General features: G+C 52.7%; 14 protein-coding genes and 5 tRNA genes. 12 read left to right on the forward strand and 7 right to left on the reverse strand.

The window, feature by feature from the left end; all coding sequences use genetic code 11:
• Window positions 1–66: 66 nt before the first annotated feature.
• The 12 genes from alaS (at window position 67) to LCS67_RS05105 (ending at window position 9,392) form a co-directional block, all read left to right on the forward strand.
• Window positions 67–2,697, forward strand: coding sequence for an alanine--tRNA ligase (gene alaS / locus LCS67_RS05050; RefSeq protein ID WP_000047228.1), 2,631 nt, complete (start codon window positions 67–69; stop codon window positions 2,695–2,697).
• 234 nt (window positions 2,698–2,931) lie between these two features.
• The gene (csrA, locus tag LCS67_RS05055) at window positions 2,932–3,117 is read left to right on the forward strand and encodes a carbon storage regulator CsrA (protein ID WP_000906486.1); all 186 of its coding nucleotides are present in this window, start codon (window positions 2,932–2,934) and stop codon (window positions 3,115–3,117) included.
• A 303-nt stretch (window positions 3,118–3,420) separates the two neighbouring features.
• Window positions 3,421–3,513, forward strand: a tRNA-Ser gene (locus LCS67_RS05060).
• Between the two features lie 3 nt (window positions 3,514–3,516).
• Window positions 3,517–3,593, forward strand: a tRNA-Arg gene (locus LCS67_RS05065).
• Window positions 3,594–3,654: 61 nt separating this feature from the next.
• Window positions 3,655–3,731: transfer RNA gene (locus LCS67_RS05070), tRNA-Arg, on the forward strand.
• Window positions 3,732–3,793: 62 nt separating this feature from the next.
• Window positions 3,794–3,870 (forward strand) — tRNA-Arg (locus tag LCS67_RS05075).
• A 193-nt stretch (window positions 3,871–4,063) separates the two neighbouring features.
• Window positions 4,064–4,140, forward strand: a tRNA-Arg gene (locus LCS67_RS05080).
• Between the two features lie 249 nt (window positions 4,141–4,389).
• Window positions 4,390–4,956, forward strand: coding sequence for a fructose-1-phosphate/6-phosphogluconate phosphatase (gene yqaB / locus LCS67_RS05085; protein ID WP_000271288.1), 567 nt, complete (start codon window positions 4,390–4,392; stop codon window positions 4,954–4,956).
• On the forward strand, window positions 4,953–5,378 hold the full coding sequence (locus LCS67_RS05090; protein ID WP_001279499.1) for a YqaA family protein: 426 nt from the start codon (window positions 4,953–4,955) through the stop codon (window positions 5,376–5,378). Before yqaB ends, LCS67_RS05090 begins: the two co-directional genes overlap by 4 nt.
• A 76-nt stretch (window positions 5,379–5,454) precedes the next feature.
• On the forward strand, window positions 5,455–7,011 hold the full coding sequence (gshA, locus tag LCS67_RS05095) for a glutamate--cysteine ligase (protein ID WP_000611821.1): 1,557 nt from the start codon (window positions 5,455–5,457) through the stop codon (window positions 7,009–7,011).
• A 149-nt stretch (window positions 7,012–7,160) separates the two neighbouring features.
• Complete coding sequence (gene luxS / locus LCS67_RS05100; protein WP_001130194.1) at window positions 7,161–7,676, forward strand: S-ribosylhomocysteine lyase; 516 nt, start codon at window positions 7,161–7,163, stop codon at window positions 7,674–7,676.
• Window positions 7,677–8,021: 345 nt separating this feature from the next.
• Entirely contained in the window at window positions 8,022–9,392 is a 1,371-nt protein-coding gene (locus LCS67_RS05105) for a carbohydrate porin (protein WP_000645132.1), read from the forward strand.
• A 48-nt stretch (window positions 9,393–9,440) separates the two neighbouring features.
• Here the strand turns inward: LCS67_RS05105 and emrB are convergent, their stop codons facing one another.
• The 7 genes from emrB to proV all read right to left on the reverse strand — a co-directional run bounded on the left by emrB (window position 9,441) and on the right by proV (window position 17,992).
• Window positions 9,441–10,976 (reverse strand): multidrug efflux MFS transporter permease subunit EmrB, encoded by a 1,536-nt coding sequence (gene emrB, locus LCS67_RS05110; RefSeq protein WP_023253897.1) that lies wholly within the window; start codon window positions 10,974–10,976, stop codon window positions 9,441–9,443.
• A 16-nt stretch (window positions 10,977–10,992) separates the two neighbouring features.
• Complete coding sequence (emrA, locus tag LCS67_RS05115; protein ID WP_001275603.1) at window positions 10,993–12,165, reverse strand: multidrug efflux MFS transporter periplasmic adaptor subunit EmrA; 1,173 nt, start codon at window positions 12,163–12,165, stop codon at window positions 10,993–10,995.
• Window positions 12,166–12,291: 126 nt separating this feature from the next.
• Window positions 12,292–12,822, reverse strand: a complete 531-nt coding sequence (mprA, locus tag LCS67_RS05120; protein WP_000378431.1) for a transcriptional repressor MprA — start codon at window positions 12,820–12,822, stop codon at window positions 12,292–12,294.
• A gap of 496 nt (window positions 12,823–13,318) precedes the next feature.
• Window positions 13,319–14,503: an MFS transporter gene (locus LCS67_RS05125; RefSeq protein ID WP_000165775.1), complete on the reverse strand. Its 1,185-nt coding sequence runs from the start codon at window positions 14,501–14,503 to the stop codon at window positions 13,319–13,321.
• Between the two features lie 164 nt (window positions 14,504–14,667).
• Window positions 14,668–15,663 carry a glycine betaine/L-proline ABC transporter substrate-binding protein ProX gene (gene proX, locus LCS67_RS05130; RefSeq protein ID WP_001216613.1) on the reverse strand — a complete coding sequence of 332 codons (996 nt, stop codon included), beginning with the start codon at window positions 15,661–15,663 and terminating at the stop codon, window positions 14,668–14,670.
• 69 nt (window positions 15,664–15,732) lie between these two features.
• A complete protein-coding gene (gene proW, locus LCS67_RS05135) occupies window positions 15,733–16,797 on the reverse strand; it encodes a glycine betaine/L-proline ABC transporter permease ProW (protein ID WP_000775021.1) in 1,065 nt (354 codons plus the stop codon).
• The gene (gene proV / locus LCS67_RS05140) at window positions 16,790–17,992 is read right to left on the reverse strand and encodes a glycine betaine/L-proline ABC transporter ATP-binding protein ProV (protein ID WP_000985529.1); all 1,203 of its coding nucleotides are present in this window, start codon (window positions 17,990–17,992) and stop codon (window positions 16,790–16,792) included. Before proV ends, proW begins: the two co-directional genes overlap by 8 nt.
• Between the last annotated feature and the right edge of the window lie 19 nt (window positions 17,993–18,011).

The raw sequence follows: 18,011 nt of genomic DNA on the forward strand, positions 1-18,011 counted from the left end.
CGGGAAACTCGCAGCCAACGCAGAGGCGGCCTGAAGGATGAAGTGTAGCTTGATTTCAGGATAATTATGAGCAAGAGCACCGCTGAGATCCGTCAGGCGTTTCTCGACTTTTTCCATAGTAAAGGGCATCAGGTAGTTGCCAGCAGTTCCCTGGTGCCTAACAATGACCCCACTCTGTTGTTTACCAATGCCGGGATGAACCAGTTCAAGGATGTTTTCCTTGGGCTCGATAAACGTAATTATTCCCGTGCAACCACTTCCCAGCGTTGCGTACGCGCGGGGGGTAAACACAACGATCTGGAAAACGTCGGATACACTGCACGTCACCATACTTTCTTCGAAATGCTGGGCAACTTCAGCTTCGGCGATTACTTCAAACACGACGCCATTCAGTTCGCATGGGAATTACTGACCGGTGAAAACTGGTTTGCTCTGCCAAAAGAGCGTTTATGGGTCACCGTCTATGAAACCGACGACGAAGCCTATGAGATCTGGGAAAAAGAAGTCGGCATCCCGCGCGAGCGTATTATCCGTATTGGCGACAATAAAGGCGCGCCATACGCATCGGATAACTTCTGGCAGATGGGCGATACCGGTCCCTGCGGTCCGTGCACCGAAATCTTCTACGATCATGGCGACCACATCTGGGGCGGCCCCCCGGGAAGCCCGGAAGAAGACGGCGATCGCTATATTGAGATCTGGAACATCGTCTTTATGCAGTTCAACCGTCAGGCTGACGGGACTATGGAACCATTGCCGAAACCGTCTGTAGATACCGGTATGGGGCTGGAGCGTATTGCCGCGGTACTGCAACACGTTAACTCTAACTATGATATCGACCTGTTCCGCACGTTGATTGAAGCGGTAGCGAAAGTCACCGGCGCCACCGATCTGGGTAATAAATCGCTGCGCGTTATCGCCGACCACATCCGTTCTTGCGCATTCCTGGTTGCCGATGGCGTGCTGCCGTCGAATGAAAACCGTGGCTATGTGCTGCGTCGCATTATTCGTCGCGCGGTTCGTCACGGCAACATGCTGGGCGCGAAAGAGACCTTCTTCTACAAGCTGGTTGGGCCGCTAATTGAGGTAATGGGCTCCGCAGGCGAAGAGTTGAAACGTCAGCAGGCGCAGGTCGAGCAGGTTCTGAAAACGGAAGAAGAGCAGTTCGCCCGTACGCTGGAGCGCGGTCTGGCGCTGCTGGATGAAGAACTGGCGAAATTGCAGGGTGATACCCTGGACGGCGAAACCGCTTTCCGTCTGTATGATACTTATGGTTTCCCGGTCGATTTAACGGCGGACGTCTGCCGTGAGCGCAATATCAAAGTCGACGAAGCCGGTTTTGAAGCAGCCATGGAAGAGCAACGCCGTCGCGCGCGCGAAGCTAGCGGTTTTGGCGCGGACTACAACGCGATGATCCGCGTTGATAGCGCTTCTGAATTTAAAGGCTATGACCATCTGGAACTGAACGGCAAAGTGACTGCGCTGTTTGTCGATGGTAAAGCGGTTGAAGCGATTAACGCGGGACAGGAAGCAGTTGTCGTGCTGGATCAGACCCCATTCTATGCGGAATCAGGCGGTCAGGTTGGCGATAAAGGCGAGCTGAAAGGCGCTGGATTTACTTTCGCTGTGGACGACACGCAAAAATATGGTCAGGCGATTGGTCACCTCGGCAAATTGTCTGCGGGCGCTCTGAAAGTGGGCGATGCGGTACAGGCTGATGTAGATGAAGCGCGCCGCGCACGTATCCGTCTGAACCACTCCGCCACGCACCTGATGCACGCGGCGTTGCGCCAGGTGCTTGGGACACACGTTGCGCAGAAAGGTTCGCTGGTTAGCGATAAAGTGCTGCGCTTCGACTTCTCGCACAATGAAGCGATGAAGCCGTCGGAGATTCGTCAGGTTGAAGATTTGGTGAATGCGCAAATTCGCCGCAACCTGCCGATTGAAACGAACATCATGGATCTCGACGCGGCGAAGGCGAAAGGGGCCATGGCGCTGTTTGGCGAGAAATATGACGAACGTGTACGCGTTCTGAGCATGGGCGATTTCTCTACCGAACTGTGCGGCGGTACTCACGCCAGTCGTACCGGTGATATCGGTCTATTCCGTATTATCTCTGAGTCCGGCACCGCAGCGGGCATTCGTCGTATTGAGGCGGTAACCGGTGAAGGCGCTATGGCCACCGTTCACGCGCAAAGCGATCGCTTAAACGATATTGCGCATCTGCTGAAGGGCGACAGCCAGAATCTGGGCGACAAAGTGCGTGCCGTGCTGGAACGTACACGTCAGCTGGAAAAAGAGTTGCAGCAGTTGAAGGACCAGGCCGCAGCGCAGGAGAGTGCAAATCTTTCCAGTAAAGCGGTCGATCTCAACGGCGTGAAGCTCCTGGTCAGCGAGCTTGCTGGTATTGAGCCGAAAATGCTGCGAACCATGGTTGATGATCTGAAAAATCAACTGGGGTCTACCGTTATCGTACTGGCAACGGTTGTTGAAGGTAAGGTTTCTCTGATTGCGGGCGTGTCGAAGGATGTGACCGACCGGGTTAAAGCAGGGGAATTGATTGGTATGGTCGCTCAGCAGGTGGGCGGTAAGGGTGGCGGTCGTCCGGACATGGCGCAAGCCGGTGGTACGGATGCGGCAGCTCTGCCTGCAGCGTTAGCCAGTGTACAAGGCTGGGTCAGCGCAAAATTGCAATAATTATAAGCGTTCGTTGGCGCCGCAGCCCGTGCTGCGGCGTTTACGTCAACGCTATCGACAACGATAAAGTCAGGTTGAAGTTTTGTATATCGGCTAAACTTAGGTTTAACAGAATGTAATGCCATGACTGCTTACACCTAAGGTGTTTGTCATCGCTTACTTTTTGGCGTTATATGATGGATAATGCCGGGATACAGAGAGACCCGACTCTTTTAATCTTTCAAGGAGCAAAGAATGCTGATTCTGACTCGTCGAGTTGGTGAGACCCTCATGATTGGCGATGAGGTCACCGTGACAGTTTTAGGGGTGAAGGGCAACCAGGTGCGTATCGGCGTGAACGCCCCGAAAGAAGTTTCTGTCCATCGTGAAGAGATCTACCAGCGTATCCAGGCTGAAAAATCCCAGCAGTCCAGTTACTAAGGTTTTCGCGTCTCACTTTTCGGGTGAGACGCAGCCTCTCTTCTCGCTCGCCCTCGTTGTCCCTTCATGACTTTTTTCAACCCCACTGTTGATATGGTGCGCTTTTGGCGGCCAGCGTGTCATCAAATTATCTGTTGATAAAACACTCTTTTTGGCTTTTTTACAGACTAATTGAGCGTGAAGTGTGCAAACGATAAAAGCTCTGGAAAAATTGTTTGACTTATAAGTCCCAGAAAGTAATATGTGCGCCACGCAGCGACGATGAGCAGAACAAGTTCTTCGAAGCACTCGTAAGAGGCGTGTGGTGAGGTGGCCGAGAGGCTGAAGGCGCTCCCCTGCTAAGGGAGTATGCGGTCAAAAGCTGCATCCGGGGTTCGAATCCCCGCCTCACCGCCATTTGCATCCGTAGCTCAGCTGGATAGAGTACTCGGCTACGAACCGAGCGGTCGGAGGTTCGAATCCTCCCGGATGCACCATCTCTTACTTGATACGGCTTTCCCGCGGTATCAAAATCTGCAGTAAAGTAAGTTTCCCGATGCATCCGTAGCTCAGCTGGATAGAGTACTCGGCTACGAACCGAGCGGTCGGAGGTTCGAATCCTCCCGGATGCACCATCTCTTACTTGATACGGCTTTCACCGCGGTATCAATATCGGCAGTAAAGCAAGTTTTCCGATGCATCCGTAGCTCAGCTGGATAGAGTACTCGGCTACGAACCGAGCGGTCGGAGGTTCGAATCCTCCCGGATGCACCATATTCCCCGTACTTTCAGTGATGAAGATACGGATAAGATAGCGGTAATCACCGCTGGCACCAGGAAGGATAACGTTGCATCAGCAACGGCCCGAAGGGCGAGCCGTAAGGCGAGTAATCCTCCCGGATGCACCATTTTATTTAGTGTGGCAGTAAATGCGACATCAAATCTTGTAGTAAACATCATTTCCAATGCATCCGTAGCTCAGCTGGATAGAGTACTCGGCTACGAACCGAGCGGTCGGAGGTTCGAATCCTCCCGGATGCACCATATTCTCCATACTTTATTCTCCATACTTTCAGCGATGAAGATGCAGATAAGATAGCGGTAATCACCGCTGGCATCAGAAGGATAACGTTGCGTCAGCAACGGCCCATAAGGCGAATAATCCTCCCGGATACGTCACTGCCCTGCAATCGCTTTTCCCCTTATCCTGAATATACCTCTTCATCTCTATTAGCGACAAAATCAACCAATTGCGATAAAGTACTGTCTGGTTATTCGGTTTGCGAGAACACGATGTACGCACGTTATGCTGGTTTGATTTTTGATATGGACGGTACTCTCCTGGATACCGAACCCACGCATCGCAAAGCGTGGCGTGAGGTTTTGGGGCGCTATGGTCTTCGTTTTGATGAACAGGCAATGGTCGCGCTTAACGGTTCGCCAACCTGGCTTATCGCCCAGTCAATCATTGAGCTTAACCATGCCGATCTTGATCCCCTGTCACTGGCGCGTGAGAAAACCGACGCGGTAAAAAGCATCCTGCTGGACTGCGTAGAACCGCTGCCGCTGGTTGAGGTGGTTAAAGCGTGGCATGGGCGGCGCCCCATGTCGGTCGGTACCGGTAGCGAAAGCGCTATCGCGGAAGCCTTGTTAGCGCATCTGGAGCTGCGTCGTTATTTTGATGCGGTTGTGGCGGCAGATCACGTACAGCATCACAAACCCGCGCCTGACACCTTCCTACTGTGCGCCCAGCGGATGGGCGTCATGCCGACGCAGTGCGTGGTATTTGAAGATGCCGATTTTGGTTTACAGGCGGCGCGGACGGCGGGAATGGATGCCGTGGATGTTCGACTATTGTGAGTGACGGACTGTCGCTCCTGTCTCTGTTTGCCAGTAGTTTTCTCAGCGCAACGCTGTTACCCGGTAATTCTGAGGTGGTTTTGGTTGCTATGCTGGTCTCCGGCGTCAGTCATCCCTGGGTCTTAGTCTTAACAGCAACAATGGGTAATAGCCTTGGAGGGGTAACTAACGTTATTCTTGGGCGTTTCTTTCCGCTGCGCAAAACGTCGCGCTGGCAGGAAAAAGCGACTGGCTGGCTAAAGCGTTATGGCGCAGCCACACTATTATTAAGCTGGATGCCGGTCATCGGTGATTTGTTGTGCCTGTTAGCGGGATGGATGCGCATCCCGTGGGGGCGGACGATCTTTTTTTTGTGTCTTGGTAAGGCGCTGCGCTATGTTGCGCTCGCAGCGGCGACGGTTCAGGGCATGATGTGGTGGTAATAATTGTAGGTTTGGCATGTATGGCCGCCATTACAGTTATGCTTATTAAAACGATTTGGACAGGCGGGAGGTCAATTTGATCCCGGACGTATCACAGGCTCTGGCCTGGCTGGAAAAACATCCTCAGGCGTTAAAGGGGATACAGCGCGGGTTAGAGCGCGAAACGCTGCGTGTCAATGCTGATGGCACGCTGGCGACAACAGGTCATCCTGAAGCGTTAGGTTCAGCGCTGACCCATAAATGGATTACCACGGATTTTGCGGAAGCCCTACTGGAGTTTATTACGCCAGTCGATGGCGATATCCAGCATATGCTCACTTTTATGCGCGATCTCCATCGGTATACGGCCAGGAAACTGGGCGATGAGCGGATGTGGCCATTAAGTATGCCCTGCTATATTGCGGAAGGGCAGGACATAGAGCTGGCGCAGTACGGCACATCAAATACCGGGCGCTTTAAGACGCTCTATCGCGAAGGGCTGAAAAATCGTTATGGCGCCTTGATGCAAACCATCTCCGGCGTACATTACAATTTTTCATTACCGATGGCGTTCTGGCAGGCGAAATGCGGCGTTACGGAAGGCGAAGCGGCAAAAGAAAAAATTTCTGCCGGCTATTTTCGTCTGATTCGCAACTATTACCGTTTTGGCTGGGTCATCCCCTATCTGTTTGGCGCGTCTCCGGCCATTTGTTCCTCTTTCCTGCAAGGAAAGCCAACCACATTACCGTTTGAAAAAACGGACTGCGGCATGTACTACCTGCCGTACGCGACGTCGCTACGTCTGAGCGATTTGGGTTATACCAATAAGTCGCAAAGCAATCTCGGAATTACGTTTAACGATTTGCATGAGTATGTGGCAGGTCTGAAGCGCGCGATTAAAACCCCTTCCGAGGAGTACGCGCGGATTGGTGTGGAAAAAGACGGTAAGCGGCTACAGATTAACAGCAACGTTCTGCAAATTGAAAATGAGCTGTACGCGCCCATTCGTCCCAAGCGCGTGACGCGCAGCGGCGAATCGCCTTCTGACGCGCTTCTGCGTGGTGGTATTGAGTATATTGAAGTTCGTTCTCTCGATATTAACCCGTTCTCACCGATCGGCGTAGACGAGCAACAGGTGCGCTTCCTCGATCTGTTTATGGTCTGGTGCGTATTGGCCGATGCGCCGGAAATGAGTAGCGATGAGCTGTTATGTACGCGTACAAACTGGAATCGCGTTATTCTGGAAGGGCGTAAGCCGGGCCTGACGTTAGGCATTGGCTGTGAAACTGCGCAGTTCCCGCTGCCCAAAGTAGGGAAAGATCTCTTCCGCGATCTGAAACGTGTGGCGCAAACGCTGGACAGTATCCACGGGGGAGAGGAGTATCAAAAGGTGTGTGATGAGTTGGTCGCCTGCTTTGATAATCCTGAACTGACATTCTCCGCCCGGATCCTACGGTCTATGATTGATGAAGGCATTGGCGGCACCGGGAAAGCGTTCGGTGAGGCTTACCGTAATCTGTTACGCGAAGAGCCGCTGGAGATTTTACAGGAAGAAGAGTTTATTGCTGAACGTGACGCTTCAGTACGTCGTCAGCAGGAGATTGAGGCGGCGGATACCGAGCCGTTTGCCGCGTGGCTTGCGAAACACGCCTGACCCAAAAGAAAAAGGCCACTCACGGAGTGGCCAAAATTTCATCGCTGAAAACAGGGATGATGATAACAAATGCGCGTCTTTCATATACTCAGACTCGCCCCGGAACAAAGAGTTCAGTTTATTTTTAAAAAATTATCGGAGGTGACTAAATGCCATTATTAGATAGCTTCGCAGTCGATCATACCCGGATGCAAGCGCCGGCGGTCCGGGTTGCAAAAACGATGAACACCCCGCATGGCGACGCAATCACCGTGTTTGATCTGCGTTTTTGCATTCCGAACAAAGAAGTGATGCCGGAAAAAGGGATTCATACGCTTGAGCATCTGTTTGCTGGCTTTATGCGCGACCACCTCAACGGTAACGGCGTTGAGATTATCGATATCTCGCCGATGGGCTGCCGTACCGGTTTCTACATGAGCCTGATTGGCACGCCGGACGAGCAGCGTGTTGCCGACGCGTGGAAAGCGGCGATGGCGGATGTGCTGAAAGTGCAGGATCAAAACCAGATCCCGGAGCTGAACGTTTACCAGTGCGGTACGTATCAGATGCACTCGCTCAGTGAAGCGCAGGACATTGCCCGTCATATTCTGGAGCGTGATGTACGCGTGAACAGCAATAAAGAGCTGGCGCTACCGAAAGAAAAACTGCAGGAACTGCATATTTAGTCTTATTGGTAAGCGGTTCCAGTATTTAAATTAACCCCGGTTTATGGCCGGGGTTTTTTATTGCTTAATATAATTTGCGTTTATTATATTTGCGGCGAGAATACGTTTTAAATTAAGTAATGCCTGGCCTGTTAAATAATAAAATGTGATCTGGCAAACAGAAAAGGCGGATAACTCACGATGCCAGAGTGTATTGATCACATAAACTAAAAATCATAAATAATTAATAGAAAAACATAATGGAATGCGCCAGATATCCAGGTAATAACAAGACTCTACTAATAGCCGGTCGATGGGGTTTTTAGCAAATCTTATCTGGTATACATCAAACTTAAGGGATAAAAAATGAAGGCTAAATATTTGGCGCTGATGATCGGTGCTTGCTTTTCTCATAACCTTTGGGCAGCGAATAATATCACTATTGAGCAGCGTCTGGCTGAACTGGAGCAACGTGTTGTTAATGCTGAAAAACGGGCATCCGATGCCGAGGCGCAAATTCGCTCGCTGAAACAGCAGCAGGTCGCCGCTACGCCGACGGTGAATGTCCAGTCCGCCGAGCCCATTGCAGCAGATAAAACGCCGCCGAAGCTGACCTTATCCGGATTCAGCGATATTAAGTTCTATGGCGATGTCGAATTTAATATGGATGCGGCAAGCCGTTCCGGTAGCCTGACCTCGATGAGAACGTCAGCGAATAAAGATTGGGCATCAGGAACCAATGAACGCTGGGATATTAACGGACGCCTGTTGCTGGGCTTTGATGGCTACCAGCGGCTGGACAACGGTAATTTTGCCGGATTCTCTGTACAGCCTCTGGCGGACCTGACCGGAAAAATGAACCTTGATGATGCCGTTTTCTTCTTTGGTCGTGAGAATGACTGGAAAATTAAGGTTGGTCGTTTTGAAGCCTACGATATGTTCCCGCTGAATCAGGATACGTTTATTGAATATTCGGGGAATACAGCGAACGATCTTTACAGTGACGGTTACGGCTATATCTATATGATGAAAGAAGGACGGGGACGTAGCGACAGTGGGGGTAACTTCCTGCTGAGTAAAACCATCGACAACTGGTATTTCGAAGTTAACACATTGCTGGAAAATGGCAGTACGTTATATACCGAGAAGCAGTACCATGGAATGGATTTTAGCAACGATAAAAACGTGGCTTACGTCCGTCCGGTTATCGCCTGGCAAAACGGGCGTTTTTCAACGGCGATAGCGATGGAAAGTAACGTCGTTAACAACGCCTATGGCTATTATGAGAATGGGAAGTGGATCGATCAGTCAGATCGTACGGGCTATGGTTTTACCATGACCTGGAATGGTCAAAAAACTGACCCGGAAGATGGCGCAGTGATTAACCTGAATACCGCCTATATGGATGCGACCGATGAGACAGATTTTACCGCTGGGGTGAATGCGCTGTGGCATCGATTTGAACTGGGTTATATCTATGCGCATAACAAAATCGAAGCCTTCAATGCTACCAATATCGATGCCGTTTGTGAGGACGATTGCTGGATTACCGATCCCGGCAATTATGACATTCACACTATTCATGCCTCATATTTATTCCCCAACGTGATGGATATGAAAAACTTTAACATCTACCTCGGTGCCTATGCTTCATGGGTAGAGGCCAATCCGAATAATGGCGATAACAGTGAAGATGCGCGTTACGGCGGGCGTCTGAGATTCAAATATTTCTTCTGATTGTTGGTCTACTAAAAAAGGGATCCGCAGATCCCTTTTATCAGATAGTTAGTGCGCGCCGCCGCCGCCGCCCGCACCGAAGGGCGGTTTGGCGAACCACACCAGGCCGAGCAGCACCAGGAAGATCCCCGCCGACATCCAGAAGATTTCGTTGGCGGAAATAATCAGCCCCTGATTCGTGATTTGCTGGGCTATCCAGCCTGACGCCTGTTGGTGCGTCATCCCTAAGCCTTCCAGTTTATCGTACATAGCCTGAGCGTTTGGATTATACGCCGTAATCGACTCCGTGAGCTGAGCATGGTGTAGCGACTCACGATCGGTCCACATAGTGGTGGTAATCGAGGTGCCAATTGAACCTGCCAGCGTTCGCGTGAAGTTCGACAGGCTTGATGCCGCCGCCAGCCGTTCGGGCGGTAACCCGGAGAGCGTAATGGTGGTCAGCGGCATGAAGAAGCAGGCGACGGCAAATCCCTGAATAAACTGCGGCCATGCGGAAGCGCCGAAATCCATACCCGGTTCGAACGTCCAGGCGCGCCAGTAAAAACAGACGGCGTACATAATGAAGCTGAACGTGACCAGCCTGCGCATATCCAGTTTATGCGCGAAGCGTCCGATAATCGGCGACAAAATTACCGGAATAATACCGACTGGCGCCGACGCCAGACCTGCCCACGTTGCGGTATAGCCGTACACCTCTTGCAAAAGCTGCGGCAGTAGAACAATGGCGCCGAAATAGAGCATATAGGCAAGGCTGATGCACAAGCAGCCAATCGTGAAGTTACGCGATTTAAAAAGAGAAAGATCGACGATAGGGTGATCGTCGGTCAGTTCCCAGACGATCAGGAAACTGATGGCGATGACGGCGACCACGGTCAGGATGATAATTTCCTGCGAGGAGAACCAGTCCAGTTCTTTACCGCGGTCGAGCATAATTTGCAGGCTGCCGATGCCAATCACCAGTAACGCCAGCCCGACGGCGTCAATACGTCGCCGTTCGGTATGCGTTTCACGCCCGCGCAGCGTGTGTAACGTCATCAGGACGACGGCGATGCCAATCGGCACGTTGATGAAGAAAATCCATCCCCAGTGGTAATTATCACTGATGTAGCCCCCCAGAATCGGGCCGCAAATCGGCGCGACAATGACGGTCATTGACCAGAGCGCCAGCGCAATGGAGCGCTTTGCAGGCGGATAGTTATTCAGCAACAGGCTTTGCGAGAGCGGAATCAGCGGCCCGGCGACCACGCCCTGCACCACGCGGAAGAAGATCAGCATATTCAGGCTGCTGGATACGCCACAGGCCCAGGAGGCTGCGGCAAAGGCGACCGTCGACCACATGAACAGTTTGACTTCGCCAAAACGTTTCGCCAGCCAGCCGGTTAAGGGAATCGAGATAGCGTTCGCCACCCCGAAAGAGGTGATAACCCATGTCCCCTGGCTTAGGGAAGAACCCAGGTTCCCGGCGATGGTCGGAATCGCCACGTTGGCAATGGTGGAGTCCAGCACCTGCATGAATGTCGCCAGCGACAGCGCGATCGTCATGATGACGAGCTGCGCGCCCTCCAGCGGTTTTTGCTGTTGCATCACACGCACCTCAGGATTAACCCGCGTTAGCCTGTACGATGTCGTCGATCAGTTTATTGACCGGCGCGAGATTAATTTCGCGTGCGTTACTTTCGGCAACCGGCGTCGTTCGTACCTGGCTGGCCAGTACCTGACCGTCGCGATTAGCGGTATCCACGGTGACCAGCGTCGATAAACCAATACGCAGCGGATGTTGTTCTAACTGGCGGGCGTCCAGTTCGACGCGTACCGGCAGACGTTGAACCACTTTAATCCAGTTACCCGTCGCATTTTGCGCGGGCAGCAGGGAGAAGGCGCTGCCTGTTCCCATATCCAGACCGACGACTTTACCGGTGTATTTTACGTCGTCGCCATAAATATCAGTAATCACCGTCACTGGCTGCCCAATGCGCATGTTCGCTAATTGGGTCTCTTTAAAGTTAGCGTCCACCCACAGATCGGTTGCAGGCACCACGGCCATCAGCGGCGTGGTGGGGCTGATTTGCGCGCCAGGCTGGACGGCGCGGCGAGAGACATAACCAGTCATTGGGCTGACGATGCGAGTACGCTCCAGCGCCAGCCAGGCGTTACGCACTTCGGTCGCCGCTTGTTGAACCGCAGGCTGATCTTCCAGATTACTGTTGAGAATCATTGCCTGGTTGGCATTGTACTGTTGAATGGCGACATCCAGCTGTGCCTGCGCGCTGGCGACGGCATCGCGGGCGTGTTGCAGCTCTTCACGGCCAATAAGATTGGCATTACCCAGCGGCACACGACGGTTAAGGTCGCTTTGCGCTTGCGCCAGGGCGGTTTTTTGCACGTCGATATTCGCCTGCAACTGCTTGCTGTTAATCATCAACTGGTGCGTCTGGCGCACGCTGGAGGCCAGCGCTGTTTTGGCTTTTTCAAACGCTTGTTTGGCGTCAGTCTGATCGAGCGTGACCAGAACATCGCCCTCTTTTACAAAGTCGGTGTTATCAGCCCAGACTTTCGTCACGCTGCCTGACACCTGCGCCATGATTTGAACCTGGTTCCCTGCCACGTAAGCATCATCTGTCTCTTCAATATGACGCAATACTAAAAACCAATAAATTCCATATGCCACGGCAATAATAACAAAGAGCAAGGTAAGAAGTAGCAGCGCTGTTTTGCGTTTGCCTTTCTTCTTAGCCGGTTGCTGCGGGGTTTGGATCTCCGCATTTGCGCTCATGTTGTTCTCCACGATCTTATTATTCACATCGGCTGAGCCGACCTGTTGTCAGAAAGGCCAGCAGTAACGCGTGCCGGCCTGTCCGCTTTCCTGTTATTAATCTGGATTTTTGAGCGGGTCGGCGCTTTAGCGCAGCGCCTCAAGAACAGTGCCTTCCTGCTCCATTTGATCAAGACGCGTCAGGAGTTTACGAGTGATGTGCTCAAGTTGATCTTTTTCGGCTGTGCTAAGTGATGACCAGAGTTGATGCAGACAATGATGCTGAGGTGGAAGCACTTCTTGCAAAAATGCCTGGCCTTTCTCCGTTAATTGCAGATGCAGGCAACGGCGGTCGTTATCGCTCTCACGACGCTCAATCCAGCCGCGTTTTTCCAGCTCATCTGCAATGCGTGTCGCATTGGTGCGAGATGAACCCAGCGCGCAGCTTAATTCAGACGGCTGAATACTGTGGTTTTCCTGAGACTCCAGCGTAATCAACGCCATAAACAACGTCTCGTTAATCCCTTGAGCCTTCAGCATTTTATTGCGGTTTTCCAGGAGCTTGCCTTGCATGTGCATACAAAGACGAGTCAAAAGAATTTCCTGGTAAGGAAAGTCTTCGTGACGGCTGGCGCGAAATTTTAGCATTTGTTCAATGGGCGTAAACGAACTATCCATTTGGGCATGACCTCATTAATTTCAGCCGATATAGTAACGACAGTGACAAATAAAGTAAATGTATTATTAATACAAAATCATTCTTTCAGGCTATAAAGCAACCAATGATACGCAGACTGAGACGCCAGCGGGAACATTGGGCCCGGTAAAGCGCCGCCTGCGGCAAATCCAGGAATGACGAGAAAAGCGTGAGTGCCTGCATGAAAAAATCAGGAGAGAACGATAAGCGGGAGGGGCGAAAGCCGGGTAAACGGCCTTACAACCCGATGCAAAAGCCACCGGAATATCACGGATAGCTATCGGTGAACGACCTTCGAATCCTTGAACGGGCGCTATTGGCCTGGGAGCAGATGGGGATGCAGGGCTTTCCATAGAATTATATTATTCTTCACCGGTATAAAAATAACCATGATAAATGAATAGCATAACCTTAACAGACTGGGGAGCTCCTTAACACCCTAAGGAGCTTAAACAAAGGTAAACGCTCACTATCCGCTTAATTTACGGCTTCCTGTCGGTGAAAACCTCGCCACCAGACCAGTAAATTAAGTAAGGCTACCGTGACACCCGCCAGACAAACGCCGGCCCAGCCGGCATGTTGCCAGGCGGAGGCGGAAATCAGCGACCCTGCAGCGCCACCGATAAAGTAGCTGGTCATATAGCCGGCGGTGAGCCGGTTACGCGCATCCGGATGCAAACGATAGATGACCGTCTGATTGGTGATATGTACCCCCTGAACGGTGAGGTCCAGTACCAGAATGCCAATAATCAGCGCCAGTACCGAGGTGTGCCCAAGCCAGATAGCCAGCCAGGAGAGTAACAGCAGCAGTAAGCCGAACGTGGTGGTGAGGTGAGATTTACCTTTATCGGCAAATCCGCCAGCCGGACGCGCGCCTAAAGCGCCGGCGGCCCCCGCCAGGCCAAACAGGCCAATCATTCCCTCGGAATAGCTAAACGGCGGCGCGGCGAGCAAAAAGGCCATTGATGTCCAGAGGATGCTGAAATTAGCAAAGGTCAGACAGCCCAGCAGCGCGCGGGTACGCAGCAGCTTATCGTGAATAAACAGGCTGAATACAGAACCCAACAGTTGCGGGTAGTTAAGATGGGTGTCGGATTTGAGCTTTGGCAGTCCGCGCCACAACGCGACGGCCATCAGCGCCATCAGCGCCGACGCTACCCAAAATACGGTGCGCCAACCGCCGAGGTTTGCCAGCAGTCCGGCGACCGTTCGCGCCAGCAGGATCCCCAGCAACAGGCCGCTCATAATGGTGCCGACCACTTTACCGCGGGTGGCGGGCGTCGCAAGCGTGGCGGCCAGCGGAACCAGAATCTGCGCCACCACGGAGAACAGTCCGGTTAAGGTCGTTCCGAGTATCATCATGCTAAGCGACTGACTGCTGGCGGTGATCAGCATTCCGCCAGCCGCCAGCAACGTCATGGAGACAATCAGCGTTCGGCGTTCAAACATGTCGCCGAGCGGCACCAGAAACAACAGGCCAGCGGCATAGCCCAACTGCGCGGCGGTAACGATAAACCCTGCGGAGCTGGCGGAAAGCGAAAAGTGATGCGCGATGGTATCAAGCAGCGGCTGGGCGTAGTAGTTGCTGGCGACCGCCAGACCCGTGGCCACAGACATTAAAACGATCAGCGCCGGGCTAAGCCCATGGGTGGGTTTCGTCATGATGGTAATCGTGATTCAGATAATTATTTCCTGGGAAAACAATCATAGCGGATGTTGATGAATAAAGGGGAACGGTGACGTGATGAATCGTGCGCTTTGAGGAGAGATTGCGTTGGCCGGATAGCGGCGCATGAACTGCGCCTTATCCGGCATAAAAAACGATCTTATTTCTGCGCGGCCAGCGCTTCTTTCACCCAGCCGTCAAACTGCTGCTGGTGGGCGTTGATCCAGCCGTCCACATGGCCCTGAACATCGGCTTCAGACGATTTACCGGCATGCATCATGGCGTTCTGCGCGTTGATATCCGCCAGCGGCAGCTTCATGATGGCGAACAGTTTCGCCGCCGCCGGGTTTTTCTCCGCCCATGCCTTATTGGCGACAATATGCATGGTATTAACCGGGAACCCATAGTTCGCGCCGTTCGGCAGTTTAGTATCAATATTTTTCTGTTCGCCCGGCAGGGAGGAGAACGGCACCTGTAGCCAGACGACATCTTTACCCGGCTTCATTACGTCGCTCACCCAGTACGGGGTCCAGGTGTAATACAGCACCGGCTTGCCTTCTTTAAAACGGGTAATGGTATCAGCCATCATCGCCGCATAGTTACCGTGGCTGACCTCAACGGTTTTTTGCAGATCAAACGCTTTATTCTGGTGATTGATCACGGCTTCGCAGCCCCAGCCCGGCGAGCAGCCCATCATGTCCGCTTTGCCGTCGCCATTGGTATCGAAGATTTTGGCGATTTTCGGATCTTTTAGCTGAGCGATATTGGTGATGTTGTACTGCTCGGCGGTTTTTTTATCGATCAGATAGCCCTGCGCAGCGCCGGAGACGAAGACACCCTCGCGGTAAAACTTTTTGTCTCCGCCTGCTGCGGCATACATATCATCATGCAGCGGCTGCCAGTTCACGGCGGTAAACGTCGCATCGCCAGAGGCGATGGAGGTATAGCCTACGTTGTAATCGACTTCACTCGGCTTATTTACGGTATAACCCAACTTTTCCAGCGCCCGGCTGACCAGTAACGTCTGGAAGGACTCTTCAGAAATCGTGCTTTGGATTGGTTGGACGGTAATGCCTTTGCCAGGCAGGTCGGCAGCGAAAGCGCTGGCGGTGACAAGGGTGGCAAACGCTGAGGCAAATATCACAGTATGTCGCATCGTTGTTCCTTTAATTATGGTAGGGAGTTGTAAGCCCGGTAAGCGCAATGTCACCGGGCGTCAGGAGAGTTACTTAACGAAAGGGCGGGTGATTAGCCCAACAGGACCGGTGGTATACCAGCGACGGTTACCGCGGCTACGCGAGTCGCGCCCGACGGCCTGCGTCAGACGGTCCAGAATGATGGCGAGAATCACAATGCCGACGCCGCCCACGGTTGCCAGCCCCATATCAAGACGACCAATGCCGCGTAATACCATCTGGCCAAGCCCGCCGACCGCAATCATCGAGGCGATGACGACCATTGAGAGAGCCAGCATCAGCGTCTGATTAACGCCTGCCATAATGGTGGGCATCGCCAGCGGTAGTTGCACTTTGAACAACATTTGGCGCGGGCTGGCGCCGAACGAGCGCGACGCTTCAATTAAGTCGGCAGGCACCTGGTTAATGCCCAGGATCGTCAGGCGTATAATCGGCGGTAGAGCAAAAATAATCGTCACCACCACGCCCGGCACGTTACCGATGCCGAATAACATGACAATCGGCACCAGATAGACAAACGCGGGCGTGGTCTGCATCGCATCCAGCAGCGGACGAACTATTTTGGCTGCGCGCGGGCTGCGCGCCAGCCAGATTCCCATCGGTAATCCGATCACGACGCAGAACAACAGGGCGGTCAACACCAGCGCCAGGGTAATCATCGCCTGCGACCAGGCACCGATCGCGCCGATCGCGATCAGCGATATCAGCGTTGCGATCCCCATGCCCACGCCGGAAACCTGCCAGGCAATCAGCGCAAAGAGAATAATCGCCACAGGGGCGGGCATTCCCAGCAGCAGTTGCTGAAAGCCGTTAAGAATGTAATCCACCGGCACACGAATCCCCTGAAAAAGGGGACGGAAATGGGTGACGACCCAGTCGATTCCCTCTGTGACCCAGCTATCCAGCGGGATCAGCGTCTTATGGAACGGGTCCAGAAGAGAAAAGTGTTCAGGGGCTGGCGCGGGCGCGCTGTTCAACCAGTCGGTACTGCCGCCGTCCGTGGCTACGCCTGCCGGTGTTCCCCAGGCATCAGCCGTTTGCGTCGTCGTATCGGCCACCTGTGCGGTATCCCACGGATTCGTTTGATCAGCCATTGTTACCCCCCTCGCGATCTAAAGCCTGTAGCAACATACGTTTTGAAATAATGCCAACATACTGGTGTTCTTCATCGACAACCGGCACCGCGCAGGGCGCCTGGCCGACGTGAGAGAGCAACTCGCTGAGTGGGGTTTGCGCATCAACGACTAAAGGGTCGTCGATAAGCGCCGCTTCAATCCCTTGCGCCTGGCTTAATGCCGCTTTTAATGAGTCGATGGACACGACGCCCACGAATTTATTGCCACGCTCAATGACGTAACCATATTCACGGTCTTCATCCTGTAATAATTTCAGTGCCGAACGGGGACCAAAACCTGGCGTTTTACGAATTAATCCGACCGGACTGCGACGGGCAATATCTTTGGCGCTAAAGACCTGGCTAATATCCACGCCACGGAAGAACGTGCGGACATAATCATTTGCCGGATTATTCAGGATCTCATCCGGCGTACCAACCTGTACGACCTCGCCATTTTGCATAATGGCAATCCTGTCGCCAATACGCATAGCCTCATCAAGATCGTGGGAAATAAAGACAATGGTGCGCTGATGTTTCGCCTGTAATTTCACCAGCTCATCCTGCATTTCGGTACGAATTAATGGATCGAGGGCGGAAAATGCTTCATCCATTAATAAGATATCAGGGTTGATTGCCAGCGCGCGGGCAAGCCCAACACGCTGACGCATCCCACCGGAAAGTTCATCCGGGTAGGCGTGAGCGTAATTCTCAAGCCCCACCTGACGCAAGGCGTCCAGCGCTTTTTCGCGACGCTCTTGCGCCGCGATGCCCGCTAATTCCATACCGAATGCCGTATTATCCAGCACGGTCATATGCGGCATGAGCGCAAATGACTGGAAGACCATCGCAATCTTTTTCCTGCGCACCTCGCGAAGCTCAGCGTCTGATATTTTGGCAATATCAACGCCGTCAATCAGTACCTGTCCGCGGGTGGGTTCAATCAGGCGATTGAGAAGGCGTACCATTGTGGATTTACCCGAGCCGGATAATCCCATGATGACAAATATCTCGCCTTCTTCAATGGCCAGACTGGCGTCTTTAACGCCAAGCGATAGCCCCGTTTTTTCCAGTATTTGCTCTTTCGATAGTCCCTTTTCAATATATTTGAAGGCACGCTGCGGATGCTCTCCAAATATTTTATACAGATTCTTCACTTCTAATTTAATTGCCATGCAATAGAATGATTCCTGT

It is taken from the genome of Salmonella sp. A7 (genome assembly GCF_020181675.1).
Classification (GTDB): Bacteria; Pseudomonadota; Gammaproteobacteria; order Enterobacterales; family Enterobacteriaceae; genus Salmonella; species Salmonella enterica.